Genomic DNA, 14,481 nt, shown 5'->3' on the forward strand with positions numbered 1-14,481 from the left:
AATTGCTTCATAAACCTGACTTACTTTAGTGTGAGACTCTTGATACTTTTGCTATCCCGATCCGAGGACCGGGCTCGCTGTCATCAAGCGCCCACACTTATCGGCTGTTAATTTTTAAAGAGCGTTTGCAGCTTTTTTTTGCTGCCCTGTCATCAACAGGGAGGCGAATTATGGCGGCCTCCCGTGAGGCCGTCAAGCGTTTCTGTAAATTTTTTTTCGGCCCGCTGAACGGCGTCCGCAAAGATGGGGCCGTCGTCGCCGCATACGGTCACGCAAGCACCAATTCGTGAACAGCGCGCTTCAGAGCGGCCGATAAAGCGCGACGCTGATATTGTCCTGGCCGCCCGCGGCGTTCGCGTGGTCGACGAGGCGCACGCATCGGCTCGACAGCGGCGCTGCGCCTCGTCCTTCGTCGAGTTGCGCCCACAGCTCGCCGGGCTCGGTGAGATAGTTCCAGAGACCGTCGGAGCACAGCAGCAACCAGCTATCCGGGCTCAGCAAGCGCTCGCCGCTGTGAATCACCGGCTCGGCATCGCGCATGCCGAGGCACTGCGTGATGCAGTGCGCGTTCGCGTCCTTCATCGCAGCCTGTAAAGGCACGCCCGCCTTGGTCTGCTCATTGAGCCACGAATCGTCTTCGGTCAACAGCACCCTCTCGCCACCGGCAAGCAGATATAGGCGGGAGTCGCCCACCCACGCGTAGCTGAGGCGATCGCCTTCGATCAGCGCGAGCACCAGCGTAGCCTGCGGCTCCGCCAGCTCGGGGTCGATTGCGGCGGTGTCCAGCCTGCAGATGGCCTGGTGCGCCTGCTTCAGCGCGTCCGACAAGCGGCCAATCGTGCGCCCGCCCCGCGCGTCGCGCAGCGCGGCAAGCGCGACACTCACCGCGGTATCGGCGGCCTGGCGCGCGTGCCACGACGTCGACACGCCGTCGGCGACCGCCAGCGCCACGCCGCCGGGCACCGCGATCATCCCGACCGCATCCTGGTTATCGGGATGACGGCGCCCGCGATGCGTCGCCGTCGCGGCGCAATTGCCGAGTGTCGCGACGTCGGCTGCCTCCAGCACCAAGCGCTTCCGGCCGCACAACGTGCAAAAGCCGTCTGCGTCGAAATCCGCGCAACCGCACTGGCAGCGCAGGTTCGTTCCGGTTCCGGGCCCGCCCTGCGCACCGCCAGCGCCCGGCGGTGACGTGTGGTGATCCGGCCGATCCGTCTCGCCGACGCGCGTTCCGCAGGCCTCGCAGAACGCGAATCCGGGCGCGAGGGGTTCGCCGCACTTCCCGCAACGTTCCGTTGACATATCCTTTGTGCCCCCTTCCGTCTCTTGCGTTCAGAACAGCGTGACGGGCCGCACGCGGTTGGCCTCGCCGATCCAGTGGAAGCGCTCGGGCTGCGAACTCGCCTCGCGTGCGGCGCGGCGGTATTGCGCCTCTGCGCCGAGGCGCAGTGCCGCCTCCGAAAACGGCACGCCGAGGAAGGTCGCGCCGCCGGGCCACGTGATGTCGCGGATGCGCGCCACCGCGAGCGACAGCAAGCGCGCGGCGATCTGGTACGCATGGCCGCCCGCGCTCAGCGCCTGGCCCACCGCGGCTTCGGCCCGTTGCAGCAGCGTGCTGTCGACGAGGGCCGGATAGGTCAGCAGCATTTCACCCACGACGAGCTGGGTCCGGGCATGCATCGCATGATTGCCCGGCACGCGGCCGAGCATCGCGACAGACTCGTGCAGGCGGCCTGCCCTGGCATGGCACCGCGCGGCGCCGGCGTGGGCACTCACGTAGGACGGATCGACCTGGCCCACGCGGTCGTAGTACGGCAACGCCTGCTCGAACTGCCCCGCGACTTCGGCGGCGACGCCCATTGCCAGACGCGGCGCGAGCTCGCCGGGCATCTCGAAGTAGCAGCGCTCGAAAAGCGTCATCGCCTGCGCGCCGTCGCCCTGTACCAGCCGCCAGAGCCCGCGATACCAGCTCGGTCGCCAGTCGAACGGATCGGCGGCCTCCAATGCATCGAGCGTCGCGGCGATCAGCGCGGCACGCTCGTCGCCAAGCAGGCCTTCGTTGCCGATCAGCACCTCGACGAGGCGCAGCTTCGGCTCGGTGGCGCGATCGCCATACTTGGCCACGAGCGCCTGGAACTCGTTGACCTGCTGCTCGCCGTCCATCAGGCTCAACACGCGGATCACCTCGTTGGCGGCGCGATCCTCGAGATTGACGCGCAACGCCGGCAGGCTCAGCGGATCGGGCTGCGCCACCAGCCGCTCGATGCTCGGCTCCATGATCCGGTCGCCCGTAAAGACCTTGCTGTCGGCCGGCTTCGGCCCCGACTGCAGCGCGACGATCTCGCGGAGAACGCCGAACAGTTGCTCGGCCATCTCGTCGGCGCTCTGGAAGCGCTCGTCCGGATCGGTATGCGTCGCGCGCAGCAGGAAGCGGTAGAGCGACTCGTTTTGTGCGAGCACGTCGAACTCGTCCGGCGACGGCAACGCATGCTCGCACGTCGACGTGAACTTGAAATCCATAATCAGCACGGCCAGCGCTCGGCCGAGCGTATACAGGTCCGATACGGCGATGGGATCGGTATCCGCCTCGGGCGCCGCGAAGCCGACCGTCGCATAGATATCGCCGTCGGGATCGCCAATCTTGCGCACGGCGCCCATGTCGATCAGCTTGACGTCCCCGCCCTCGATCATCACGTTGTCGGGCTTGAAGTCGCAGTACACGAGCCCCTGGCCATGCAGATAGGCGAAGGCCGGAAGAATGCCGAGGATATAGGCGATGGCCTCCGTCACGGGCAGTGGCCCGCGCGCCTTGCGCAGGCTGTGCACGGTTTGCCCGCCTACGTACTCCATGATGATGAAGCCCTCGGCGCCGTGGTTCACGAAGTCGTAGATGCCGACGATCTTCGGATGCTTGACGGCCGCGAGGTAGCGCCGCTCTGCGACCGCCGCCGCGGCGCTGGCTTCGTCGTTGGCATTCAGCAAGCCCTTGAGCACGACCCAGCGCGAGAGCACCTGATCGAATCCCAGGTAGATCCAGCCCAGTCCGCCGAACGCAATCGCGCCCTTCACTTCGTACTTGCCGGCGATGACGTCGCCCGTCTTCAGATGTGGCTCGAAGTCGTACGGCGTGCCGCAAGCCGGGCAGAATCCCTTGCTGCGGTTCACCTGCGCGTCGCATTTCGGACAGTGCCGCTTGTGCGGCGGCACCTCGGGCGTCCGCATCAGCAGCTTCAGCGGGTCCTGGCTCGGCAGGTCCGGCAGCGAGATCAGCCCGCCGCCGAGCGAGTTGCGACGTGTGCTCGTATGCGTGGACACGCCGGCGCGGCGGCGCGTGGGCCGCGTCGCGTTCTTGCCGGTGCCGCGCGTCGGGTAGTTGATCGTGAAGCGCGTCGAGCTGCGCGTGCGTCCCGTCGTGGTGCTGTCGGCCGGCGCCGACGCCGCCGGATCGGCATCGATGCCGCCCGCGCCCGCGGCGATCAGCGACACGGCCTTCGCCGGCTTGCCGCAATCCTCACACACGCCGTCGACGACCGCGCCGCCGCAATAGGTGCAAGACTCCGCCATATAACGACTCCTGTTGTTCCCTGCTCGTGATCTTCAGTGGCTCAGCGTCAGCAGCAGGCTCTGGTACGCCCTGAGGCTCGAGCGCGCCTCGGCCACGTCGACGGGCCTCGCCGACAGCGCCTGGGCGATCCGCTCGCGCAACGCATCGGTGTCGATCGCGCGCGCGCGTTGGGCCGACAGCGCATGCTCCTTCGCCTTCAGGGCGGTGAACTGCCCTTTGATCTCGTCGACCTCCGCGCACCTCGCCTGCGCTTCCGCGAGCCCGGCCCTGCCGCGCTCGAGCGCCTCGTGAAGCGCGACCTCGATGCGGCTCAAGCCGACATTCACCGCGTCCCATTGCCCGGCCTTCAGGCTGCTGTCGAGCGTGTCGCACCAGCTCGCGAGCATCGCGAGCTGGTCGGCCGGCGCGTGCTGCAGCGACAGCGCGCTTTGCGCGCCCAACAGCATCGTCACCTGCTGCAGCTGGGCCTGATGCGCGGCGGTCAACCCGCGCAGCTCGGCGAGCGTCGCCTTGGCACGTGCCAGTCCTTCGGATGCCTGAGCTTGTGCACGCTCGATCCGCTCGAGCAGCGACGCCCACGCGGTTAACCCGCGCCCGATCGATGCCATTCCGGCGCGTGCGCTCAGCGGGTCCGCCTGCAGCCCTTGCAACTCGACGAACGACGGCCTTTCCGCGCTGACCTTGATGCGAGTCGCGCGCGCGTCGAGGCTCGCATATTCGCTGTGAAGGCGCGCCAGTTCGGCCTGGGCCGCCGTCTCCGCGCCGTCGATGTCGGCAAGCGCATCGCGTGCTGCCTCGAAGTCTTTTTGCATCCGCGCGAGCAGCGCGGCGGGCGTCATCGCAGCATGCCCGAGCGCGGAATCGAGCAGCGTGCGACTGTTGAGCGGCACCGCCTCGGAAGGCCGGACGATGGATTCGCCCTCGAGCAGCGCGCTTACTCTTTCCCGGCGCGTCTCGCGCGTGACGAACAGCCCGTTGTGCTGGGCCACGTGCGCGTCGTCGACCACCCGCGCGAGCAGCAAATAGTCGTCGGAGAGCGCCCCGAGGCGCTTGAGCGCATCGTCCGCGCGCTGCTTGGTCAAGCCCGCATAGTGTCCTTCGCGGGCGCGAATGCGGATCCGCATCGTGCTCTCGGCGCTCGACAGCGCATTGATGTTCGCCGCGACGGCCGCGACCCGCGCCTGCCAGACGGCGACCCGATCGTCGACGTCGCTCACTCGCGGAACTCCGCAAGGCGCTGCTGCAATCCCGCCAGCGCGCCGGCGAGCGGGCACAGCAGCACCGCGACGAGCAGAATCCACAGCCAGCGCACGTCGTCGAACGCGCGTGCGACGGCGAGATCGAACTGCGTCTGGTTGATGTTCATCGTCACCAGCAACGCCTTCACGAAGCGATCGAACGCCCAGTCCGACTCGCCGGGCCGCGTGCCGACGCACAGCGCGACCGCGTCGTTGTGCCGGCCAGCCGCTTCGAGCGCGCGGATCTGCTCGTCGATGCGGACGTATTCGAGCCAGCCGGCCAGGGCCGCCTTCGCGGCGGCATCCTCACCGTCGAAGGTGATGTTCGCGAGTTCGTTGCCGAGCAACCCGTGGCCCTGCAACCGTTTCAGATCGGGCGGCAATTGCGGAACGTTCGCGATATTCGCCGAAAACAGCTTGTTCGCGTCGTCGCGAAACAGCGCGGTCTGGCGACCTTGGGCATCCTTTTGCGGCGTGATCAGATAGACGCTTTCCTGCGCATTCGCCGCGTACGCGACGGCCTGTGCTTGCGACAGTGCATAGACGGAATCGAACGCATCTTCTTTCGCCGTGCGCATGCCGGACATGACGTGACCGGCCTTGTAGGCGAAGAGCGCCACGGCCAGCACGAACAGCAGCGAGCCGGCCGCCATCGCCGGATTGACGAGCCGCCTGAAGCTCGCGTAGACGTAGCGCTGCGTATCGAGCAGCACGACGAGCAACACGAGCGACGCCGCGCCGAAAACGGCCAGCCATCGATGCGCGGCGGACCGGCCATCGGTATAAGCCGCATCGAGATGCCTGAAGTTTGCCTGGGCGAGCGCATCGGCGGCCGGCGCAATGTGCTCGCGCATCAGGTCGTCCGCCTTGTGCAGCACCTGCACGTTGCCGCCCTGGGCGAGCGCCATGCCGACCAGGCTCTGGTAGTCGGACAGTTGATTGAGGATGTCGAGGATCGGACGCCGCTCCTCGTCGCCATAGGTGATGTTCTGCGCGGCGGCGACAAGATAGTCGTTTGCCTGCGTGAGCGACTTGCGGTATTCGCGCGCGCTCGCGCCATCGGCGCCCTCGCCCGTCAGAAAGACGTTGACGAGCGCAGCGTGTGCGTTCCCGAGCGTGCTGCGGATGTTCTCGGCCGCGACGATCGATGGCTCCGAGTCCTTGCCGATCGTCTGCACGACGCTCGCGTACGAGCGATACGTGCACCAGCCGATCACTGCGACGAGAAGGGACAGCACCACGATGATGGTCCCGCGGATTCGCAACCGGCCCGGCACGCGGACAATGTCCGCCTGCGGCAGGACGACGCCGGCACCGGCCGGCGCTTGCGTGGTCGACATGTCTGATTTTCTCCTGGTTGTTCGGGTCTCTCGCCGTCCCGGCTTCAGCGCGCTTCCACGAAAATCCGCGTCCACATGCCGAGGGTGAGCTCGTCACCCGGCGTCAAAGGCGTCTCGACACCCGGTTCGAGCGCGGCGCGGTTCATCAGCGTGCCGTTGGAGGAGCCGAGCTCGAGCACCGAGTACGCGCCGGCCGAGCCGCGGACGAACTTGAGATGGCGACGCGAGATGCCGGGGTCGTGGATCACGATCTCGGGATGAATGCCTTTGCCTTCGTACTGACGGCCCAGCGTGTTCTCGTCGAGATCGAGGTGAAAGACCTTCTCCGGCGTATCGGTGGGGCACCGCAGGTCGGGCGCCGGCTCGGTGTACAGCACAGGATCGACGACGATGCGCAGCTTCAACCGCGGGACGGCCAATGCGTACGCGTCCGGCTCAGGTGCATCGCCGGGTGCCGGCGTGCCGGCAGCCGTTTCAGCAAAGGATCGGCCGACGCCGGCGGAATTCGCGTTAACGGCAGCGGGCGAGGCCGCTGCTGCCGACGAACGCGGTGCGGCCGGGACAGTAATCGCATCGCCAGTGTCCGGGACACTCGCTTGCAGCGACGCGGCTGAAGGCGTCGAAGGCGCCAGCCCGGCGAATGACATGCGCGTGCTGAAGTCGTAGCGGCACATTTCGCAGTACCGTGCACCCGGACGGCGAGGCGTCATGCAGTCGGGGCAGGTTTCGCTGCCCGCGGCCGCCGGCGCGTCGAATCCGCCCGCGATACCGGCCACCGCCGAGCCCGGTTTCATCGACACGCCGCATTCCGAGCAGAACTCCGGATCGGTGGATACATGCCCCTTGGGACAAATCTCGTTCATGGCAAGCACATTCTCAGGGTTGGCTTTCGATCGGCTGTGCTGCGCCGGCCCGGCGCCGCACCGTTCGCGTGCCGCCCAGCTCCAGCTCCATCTCGGCCCCCTTGTCGGCGCGCTTGAGACGGACCGTGCCCGCACCGGCATCGACTACGTCGACGACCTTCCTGAGGCGCCGCGTAACCTCTTCGTTGCCCGATTGCGCCGCGATTTGCGCCGCGCGTCCGAGCAGACGCGTCGCGCGTTCCTCGTCGCCCGCCGCCTTTGCCTCGAGGCCGCCCTGGATCGATTCGGCCAGCTCCGACTGCCCCGTGTAGTGCGCCACTTCCTTGCTGATGCGCGTGGTCAGGGCGTCGTCGTTCGACCACCTCACGGCGATCGGATCGCAGCCGACCCTGGTTTCCCCTTCCGGGCCCTGATAGACAACCGCGGCCCGGCACGCGAGCATTTCATCGCCGAGCGAGCCTGCGGGCAGCTCGAACGCGAGCTGGTAATCGCGGGTTTCCGCCGCCCACGCGCCGAGCGGAATGTCGAGCGTCTTGTCGTCGACGCGCTTCGCGAGCGGCATGAGGTCGAGAATATCGGGGCTCATCTGCTTGACCGTCGCCACCTTGACGACCTTCGGCGACCAGATGCGCAGCACCGCGCCGGCGATACCCTTTGACATCGAGCGCGACAGGAATGCCCGAAAGTCTTCGTCGAGGCCCGCGGGATCGATCACGGCATCGGCCGTGCCAAGCAGCGCCGATGCAATACGACGCAACTGCTCGGGTTTCCAGTCGGTGCCGATGCCGCGGCAATCGCACTGAAACACGCCCTGGCACTGCGCGATGACTGCGGGCAAATGCTCGTTGTCATGCTCGTCGTTGTCGCCATCGGTCTGGAAGTAGACGCTTGCGATCGCCGCGCCGCTGCGCTGCACCTGTGCGAGCGCCAGCTTGAGCCCGCGCGACATCGCAGTCGAACCGCTGGCGCTGAGCGCCTGCACCGCGCGATGCGCACTCTCCTTGTTCTCGTGCGTTGCCTGGCAGGCCGCGACGACCACGTTGGCCGTACCCGAGAACGACACGACAAAGAAACCCATGTCCTCGCCCAGCATGTCGATGCCGCGGCGCGCCGCGAGCTTGGCCTGCGCGAGCTTTTCGCCGTGCATCGAGCCGGACACGTCGAGCACGAAGCCCACCACCTTGCGGCCCGACGGCGCTGCGGAAGCCTCCATGCTGGACGTGATGGTCAACACGGAATCGAGCCGCGTCTGACCGGCCGGGAGATAGGGGTTGAAAAATCCCTGAATGCTGAACACGTCACCTCCGCGTTGAATTAGCTGTTCGTCGTGCTGGAGACGAAGCGATTGCCGGCCTCGAGCAGGCCGTCCTTGAATTTGCTGTTGACGCTCGCCAGATCGGCGATCGCCTGCTCGCGCTTCGCAACGTTGGCAGCGTCGATGCGCCGGCCGAGCTCGATCGTCTGGAGCAGCTTGTCGGCCGATTGCGACAGCGCCGCCACGTCGGCCGCGAAATCGCCCTGGCTTTCTTTCGCGTGCAGATAAGCGTCCTGCAACTGATCGCCGGCGATGTTGCCAAGCTGCCGGGTCAGCTCGCGGCGCGCCTGGGCGTCTTTCGACGCCTGCATCGTGCGCTCGAGCGAGGCGACACGCAGGATCGCGCGCTTCAACTCCGGCAAGTCGAACAGTAGGCCGTCCATCAGATTGTTCATCTCGATCAACGCGGCAGCCTGCGACGCGCGGATTTCCGGCACCGACGTGATCGAGCGGCTGTGCGCGAGATGGATACGGACGATGCGCGTCTCGAACGCGTTGACCTGCTCGGCGAAATCCCGCAGTCGGGCAATCTCGATCACATCGCGAGAAGCCTCGGCCGCCGCGCGACGCTGTTCGAACTCGAGTCTCGCGCGCTTGATGAGGATCTGCCCCGCGGCCATATAGAGCTCTAGATTCCTGATATGGGCAATGCTGCCATCCACGAGCCGGTCGAGCTTGTCATTCATCGCCCGCAGTGTTTCGAGCTGTCCCTGGGCCTTTTGCTCGATCGCCGCGAGGTGCTCGGTGATCTTCTTGTGGTTTTGCTGAAGCGCGCGAAGCGCGGAAAACCAGCCGCCCACGATCGGCAGCTTGCCGAGGTGATCGGCGACGCCGCCGCTCTCCACTTCGGCCTTCACCTTGGGCAGGTTGAGATCCTTGATCGTGGTCGCGAGCGCGATCGTCACTTCGCCGGCGCGCCCCGTCTCGCTTGTGCGGATGCCTTCAAGCAACGCGTCGAGATGCTGGCTCAGCTCGCGCTGGGCGTCCGCGCCGAAGGAGACCAGGCTGTTGGTGTCGTTGAAGGACACGCTCGACACGATCTGATTGACGCGCGCCACCTGCTCGCCGGTCAGCTTGCTCAAGTCCATTTGCTGCTCGGGACGAAGCTCGAATTTCAAAGCCGGAATCAGCGACGTTTCTGCCGGCACGGGCACCGCATTGATGACATTAACCTGCCGTTCGGTCATTGTTCTCTCGCTTATTGGTTTTGACCGCATTTGACATTTTCTCTTGCGACGAATGGGCCGAGACCACGCCGCGGTCATTTCATGACAAAGCCATTAATGTCGCATCCGGCTGCATCAGCTCGCCTCCGACATCGCACCTGCAATTTCCGACAGAACCATCGTTTCACGATACTACCCGCTATCTGCACCACTGACTATTGCGCAATGAAATTGACTGGAATTGAAATTATTTTGTAAATAAAAATTCCGTAAATTTTTAATCTTCGGCGCGGTGCATACCGTATCTTGTGTTCAGTCAAGCACGCTGGCCCCAATGCCTCTACCTCTGCACCGATCAGAAGCCCACCGATGCGCACGTGTTCTGCCCTTTCCCCGGCGCCGCAACACGGACACGTCCGTCGGGTTGCTTGAGCACGCAAAATGTCGCGCCATACACGGGACCGGCGTCGTCCCCAGCCGGAATAATCGAGAAGCGATAGTATTTGTTGGCGTCCAGCGTCTTTGGCGGCATATGCAGGCGGATGGGGCCATGCGACGTGGCCATCGCGTGGGGGACAAATAGCCAGCACGATACGAATCCAATCGCGCCGCTTCAGAAAATTGTCTTCATGCTTCGGATCCGTCCATGGTGGAGCAAATATCGCAGGCGCCATACATCCTCGGTGAGAAGGCGTCTATTGCGCTATTTCGGGAGATTCTCCGCATTCCACGGATCCATCAATAACCGAGCAAGCACCCAGTCGAGTCTTTCAGGTGTTCCAACATACCCGCGGTGATTGATGGCCTTGCAGTTCTTCACGATACGGATCACGAATTATTCGGCAAACTGATTGCCTTTCTGATCCATGTTGTAGTCGTGAAAGACATTGTCGATGCTGTCGTTGAAGATCGCTTTAGCGAACTCGATCTCCCCGTCATCGACGCCCGCTCATCCCCGTCGACATTCACGGTCTGCGCCGCCCCCCCCCCCGACCAGAAAGTCATCCGACTTCACCCCGCAAATCTTGACCTCGAGCACTCCGTCAGCAGCAGGTACGCGGAATCCGCCGACTCGGAGCTCGGCACTGATCATGCACAGGATGCGTTGATGGCGGAAGGTGGCTCCTATACAAGGACCATGTCTACATCACCGTGAAAAACATGGGTTCAACCATGGTTGACATAGACAGTGAGGCGTCGTTTTACAACGCGTCCTTTGCGCCTGGATCGGCGGAAAGGAAACGCTGGCGCGAATTGCTTCCAGCTGAACTGCGAAAGGCGAATGATTTCCCCGGATATTCGAGTTGAAGTGCGACAAAGTCGGCTGTCTTGATTCCATACCGATTCGCCACATCATCCAGCGCAATATCCACGGCATTCGCCGCCGCATCTGCGCGTGGCGTCACGACATGCCGAGCCTCGCCCGCGGCGGCGGCGGGCACCAGCAGCAAGCCGCGCCGCGAGCGGACCATCCTGGATGCGCCCGTTGCAACTGCTTCGGAGCGGTAGGTCCTCGACCAAACGTCGGCCACAAGTGCGACGGCAATTTCGTCGAAGCCATCCTGGACTGCGATTTCGACGGTCTCGTGCCTCCAGAATGCCAGGAAGTTCGCCGCGGCGACCGCAATGCGCCCCGTTGTCAGCCTGAACGGTTCGCTGTCGTGTTCGGCACCCCAACTGCTCACCCGCAGACGACGAGCCGTCGCATCAGCGACGGTCCGGCCCGCAAACGCTTCGACAAGGGCGAGCGATGCCGGAATCGAAGCCGTCACTCCGCTTGTCGTCATGACACCGCGGTCCTGAACATAGCGGCGGTTCCGCATCCATGTCGTGCCGGGGTACTGCTTTGCCAGCCGCCCAAGTGAATACCAGTGGGACGTCGCCATCCGATCCTGCAGAAGGCCGGCGTTCGCCAGAATCCACGCGCCATCACAGATCGAAACGACGAGCGCCCCCTTCGCGACCTGCGCGCGCACCCACGCCAGCAACAACGGGTTATCCGGCCGGTGCATGGCCGGCACGACCACAATGTCCGCCCCATCAGGGGTCGACGCATCGAATTGCGCGATGCTCATATCCGGTAGCACCTGCAGCGCGGGCATCAGGTTGATCGTGCCCGGTTCGGTCGATACCGCCAGTACATCGGCCGCGCGGGACTCCTTGAACACCCCGTACGGAATGACGAAATCGGTGGTCTCCGTCCCGGCATTGTCGGCCAGCACGACGATCAGCGGGCGCGTCCGTCCGGCTTTGGGCGGCGGCACCATGAGCCGCGAGTCGCGGGTACTTTCAGGATTGACCGCGACGGGATCGGTCGCCGCGGCCGACCATGCCGCCCGCGACACCAGCGCAAACAACACCAACGCCAGCATTGCGGTCACGGTCACGAAGGGATGGCGCATGAGCGAGCTCTTTCTCCAGTTGTCTGCGGCCAAAATTACACGCATCATGCGATGTCTGAAAGGACAATCCAGTCGCACTTTTTGCCATGCCTCACTTGAACAGCGGGACGCGCGAAATTGCAGTCATTGGTTTCGACGGCGTTCAGTCGCTCGATGTTGTCGGACCGATGGAGGTGTTCGCTGTCGCGAATCACCACAGCGGGCGTGCCGTCATGCCATACAGCGTGACGCTGGCCTCGCATACGCGAGGCGAGATCGCGACCCACGCGGGGTTGCGGCTCGCCGGGGCGGTTGCACTCGAAGACCTGCCCGACGACATCGACACGATCGTCATTGCAGGTGGCAGCGAGGCGGCGCTGCGTCAGGCCGCCACCGAGGAAGGCGTCTTGCCGTGGTTGAGAGCGCGAGCGACACGCACGCGCCGAATCGCCAGCGTTTGCACCGGCGCTTTCGTGCTGGCCGCCGGAGGATTTCTCGATGGCCGTCGCGCGACGACACACTGGAACGCCTGTTCGTTGTTGCAGGCCCTCAGGCCAGCCATTCAGGTCGAGCCTGATGCGATCTTCGTTGCAGAGCCGCCCTTTTACACGTCCGCAGGCGTCACCGCGGGGATCGACTTGTGCCTGTCGTTCGTCGAGGCGGATTGTGGCCCTGCCGTCGCCCTGGCGGTCGCGCGCGAGCTCGTTCTCTTCATGCGACGGCCAGGCGGTCAATCGCAATTCAGTGCCGGGCTCAAGATCCACGCGAACGCGACGCCGCGGTTGCGTGCGCTCATTACCAGCATCATCGACGATCCTACAGGCGACCTCAGCGGCCCCGCGCTTGCCGACCGCGCGGGCATGAGCGAGCGGACGCTATCGCGAGTGTTTCGGAAGGAGGCCGGTTGCACGCCGGGACACTTTGTCGAAGCCGCCCGTGTCGATCGCGCCAAGGCGCTGCTTGAAACATCCGATTGGCCCCTTGCGCGAATCGCCGAGCGTGCCGGCTTCGGCAGTCTCGATTCCCTGCACCGAGCCTTTCTCAAGCACGTCGGCGCCACGCCTGGCTTCTACCGGGGACGGTTCGGATCGTGACGCGCGGTCAGCGCATCCTGGCGTTGTCGGCGAATTTGCGTGTCGCCCCTCAATTTCCTTCTGGCGCCCGTTGCCGCAAGGCGACCGCCGACAGTGATATAAAATTTCTTTTTCTGTGTATTGGAAATGCTGCCATGCAAGTGCTGGTTGATGCTGACGCTTGTCCCGTTGTGATCAAGGACATGTTGTTTCGGGCCGCGCGTCGCGCTGAAGTACACGTGACCCTGGTCGCGAACCAGTATTTGCGCACGCCGCCGTCTCCTTTTATCAAGGCACTCCAGGTACCGGCCGGTTTCGATTCCGCCGATGCGCGCATCGTCGAGCTGGTCAGTGCCGGCGACCTCGTGATTACCGCTGACATCCCACTTGCCGCCGCTGTCCTCGACAAGGGCGCTCATGCGCTTGACCCGCGCGGAAGCTGGTTTAGCCGTGAGAATATCGAGGAACGCCTCGCGATGCGTGCAATGCTCGATCAACTTCGCAGCACGGGCATCGATACGGGAGGGCCGGCGCCCTATAGTGCGCGGGACAGCAAGGCATTCGCGGCCCAACTCGATCGGTTCCTCGCACGTCACGGCACGCGGCCCGGGGGAGCTGTTTGAACGGCCTGCGCTGCCGGCGGGCCATCAGCCAGTCGACCGGTCCGGGTTTGCGTCGGAGCGGGCGTCGAATGCCCGGGCGAGCAGCAGCAGCGCATCCGCCAGCGACAGCACCGTTGTGCGCGAATCGAATGCGGTGGAGAACAGATGCTCATGTACCACCTGATCCGGGTCGTAACAGCAATCCTTGACCGTATACAGGCGGAAGTCCGCATCGCTCGCGTACGCGACCGACGACAACACGACACCGGTCGACGCAATGCCGACCATGATCAGCGAATCGACACCTTGTGCGGAAAGTCGCGCTTCCAGATCGGTCCCGAAGAACACGCTGGCGCGATGCGCGACGATGAGCGGCTCATTGGCCTGCGGGCCCAATTCCGGCGAGGTCCGGTCGTCGACGAACAGACCAAGCCGCTTGATTCCCTGCCCGTTCTTGTTCAACGGGCTGACCTCCGGATAGCCGGGACTGAACCGAAGGTTGGCGAAATAGACGCCGATGCCTTTGGCCCGCGCTGCGTCGCATAGTTTGCGCGTATTGGCGAGCAAAGCCGGTGCGACCGATGGGAAGAGTCCGAGAATGTCGGTCTGGTAATGCATGACGACAAGCGCGGTTTTCGCCGGCACGATTACCGGAATCTGCGGATCCACACGCTGACCGGACGCGCTGCCGGTTCCGTCGCTCCCGCTGCCCGCGGAATTCACGCTGGTTGTCATTGCGTCACCTGATACGTTTTCCCGAGCCGTGACGGATGCCACCCGATAGCCGCAGGCAACGCTATTTCTTCCATTTACGCCTCTCCTTGACGTCGATACGCGGTTCATTCACGACCCGAGAACATGGAACGCAGCGAAGCATCCTGTTGCCAACACGACACTTCGCCGCCGTGGAATAGTACTTCATGCCCCGCACGACCTGA

12 protein-coding genes are annotated in these 14,481 nt (G+C 64.6%); 3 read left to right on the forward strand and 9 right to left on the reverse strand.

Annotated features, from left to right (window positions below; genetic code table 11):
* Positions 1–300: 300 nt before the first annotated feature.
* From G3N94_RS02425 to G3N94_RS02455, 7 genes are read right to left on the reverse strand one after another with little or no spacing between them, the layout of a single operon-like run.
* Positions 301–1,302 (reverse strand): protein phosphatase 2C domain-containing protein, encoded by a 1,002-nt coding sequence (locus G3N94_RS02425; protein WP_277398497.1) that lies wholly within the window; start codon positions 1,300–1,302, stop codon positions 301–303.
* Between the two features lie 30 nt (positions 1,303–1,332).
* The gene (locus G3N94_RS02430) at positions 1,333–3,564 is read right to left on the reverse strand and encodes a serine/threonine-protein kinase (protein WP_205790500.1); all 2,232 of its coding nucleotides are present in this window, start codon (positions 3,562–3,564) and stop codon (positions 1,333–1,335) included.
* Between the two features lie 33 nt (positions 3,565–3,597).
* A complete protein-coding gene (locus G3N94_RS02435) occupies positions 3,598–4,782 on the reverse strand; it encodes a hypothetical protein (RefSeq protein ID WP_205790501.1) in 1,185 nt (394 codons plus the stop codon).
* Positions 4,779–6,143, reverse strand: a complete 1,365-nt coding sequence (locus G3N94_RS02440; RefSeq protein ID WP_205790502.1) for an MCP four helix bundle domain-containing protein — start codon at positions 6,141–6,143, stop codon at positions 4,779–4,781. Before G3N94_RS02440 ends, G3N94_RS02435 begins: the two co-directional genes overlap by 4 nt.
* 44 nt (positions 6,144–6,187) lie before the next feature.
* A complete protein-coding gene (locus G3N94_RS02445) occupies positions 6,188–7,006 on the reverse strand; it encodes an FHA domain-containing protein (RefSeq protein ID WP_205790503.1) in 819 nt (272 codons plus the stop codon).
* A gap of 13 nt (positions 7,007–7,019) precedes the next feature.
* Entirely contained in the window at positions 7,020–8,303 is a 1,284-nt protein-coding gene (locus G3N94_RS02450; protein WP_205790504.1) for a VWA domain-containing protein, read from the reverse strand.
* Between the two features lie 17 nt (positions 8,304–8,320).
* The gene (locus G3N94_RS02455; protein WP_205790505.1) at positions 8,321–9,586 is read right to left on the reverse strand and encodes a toxic anion resistance protein; all 1,266 of its coding nucleotides are present in this window, start codon (positions 9,584–9,586) and stop codon (positions 8,321–8,323) included.
* Positions 9,587–10,280: 694 nt separating this feature from the next.
* Here G3N94_RS02455 and G3N94_RS02460 point away from each other — a divergent pair.
* Positions 10,281–10,643 carry a hypothetical protein gene (locus G3N94_RS02460; RefSeq protein ID WP_205790506.1) on the forward strand — a complete coding sequence of 121 codons (363 nt, stop codon included), beginning with the start codon at positions 10,281–10,283 and terminating at the stop codon, positions 10,641–10,643.
* Between the two features lie 46 nt (positions 10,644–10,689).
* Here G3N94_RS02460 and G3N94_RS02465 read toward each other — a convergent pair whose 3' ends face one another.
* A complete protein-coding gene (locus tag G3N94_RS02465) occupies positions 10,690–11,889 on the reverse strand; it encodes a DJ-1/PfpI family protein (protein ID WP_241021520.1) in 1,200 nt (399 codons plus the stop codon).
* A gap of 86 nt (positions 11,890–11,975) precedes the next feature.
* On the opposite strand from G3N94_RS02465, the gene G3N94_RS02470 reads away from it, so the two are divergent.
* On the forward strand, positions 11,976–12,962 hold the full coding sequence (locus G3N94_RS02470; RefSeq protein WP_205790507.1) for a helix-turn-helix domain-containing protein: 987 nt from the start codon (positions 11,976–11,978) through the stop codon (positions 12,960–12,962).
* A gap of 134 nt (positions 12,963–13,096) precedes the next feature.
* Positions 13,097–13,564, forward strand: coding sequence for a YaiI/YqxD family protein (locus G3N94_RS02475; RefSeq protein ID WP_205790508.1), 468 nt, complete (start codon positions 13,097–13,099; stop codon positions 13,562–13,564).
* A 24-nt stretch (positions 13,565–13,588) separates the two neighbouring features.
* On the opposite strand, the gene G3N94_RS02480 is transcribed toward G3N94_RS02475, so the two are convergent.
* Positions 13,589–14,278, reverse strand: coding sequence for an isochorismatase family cysteine hydrolase (locus tag G3N94_RS02480; protein ID WP_205790613.1), 690 nt, complete (start codon positions 14,276–14,278; stop codon positions 13,589–13,591).
* Between the last annotated feature and the right edge of the window lie 203 nt (positions 14,279–14,481).

Source organism: Burkholderia sp. Ac-20353, from assembly GCF_017104785.1.
In the GTDB taxonomy this organism is placed as follows: domain Bacteria; phylum Pseudomonadota; class Gammaproteobacteria; order Burkholderiales; family Burkholderiaceae; genus Burkholderia.

What these genes read in the sequence shown, in the direction of transcription:
- G3N94_RS02425 (WP_277398497.1), bottom strand. Translation starts at nt 1,302, where the DNA reads ATGTCAACGGAACGTTGCGGGAAGTGCGGCGAACCCCTCGCGCCCGGA.
- G3N94_RS02430 (WP_205790500.1), bottom strand. Translation starts at nt 3,564, where the DNA reads ATGGCGGAGTCTTGCACCTATTGCGGCGGCGCGGTCGTCGACGGCGTG.
- G3N94_RS02440 (WP_205790502.1), bottom strand. Translation starts at nt 6,143, where the DNA reads ATGTCGACCACGCAAGCGCCGGCCGGTGCCGGCGTCGTCCTGCCGCAG.
- G3N94_RS02445 (WP_205790503.1), bottom strand. Translation starts at nt 7,006, where the DNA reads ATGAACGAGATTTGTCCCAAGGGGCATGTATCCACCGATCCGGAGTTC.
- G3N94_RS02455 (WP_205790505.1), bottom strand. Translation starts at nt 9,586, where the DNA reads ATGACCGCGGCGTGGTCTCGGCCCATTCGTCGCAAGAGAAAATGTCAA.
- G3N94_RS02465 (WP_241021520.1), bottom strand. Translation starts at nt 11,889, where the DNA reads ATGCGCCATCCCTTCGTGACCGTGACCGCAATGCTGGCGTTGGTGTTG.
- G3N94_RS02470 (WP_205790507.1), top strand. Translation starts at nt 11,976, where the DNA reads ATGCCTCACTTGAACAGCGGGACGCGCGAAATTGCAGTCATTGGTTTC.
- G3N94_RS02475 (WP_205790508.1), top strand. Translation starts at nt 13,097, where the DNA reads ATGCAAGTGCTGGTTGATGCTGACGCTTGTCCCGTTGTGATCAAGGAC.
- G3N94_RS02480 (WP_205790613.1), bottom strand. Translation starts at nt 14,278, where the DNA reads ATGACAACCAGCGTGAATTCCGCGGGCAGCGGGAGCGACGGAACCGGC.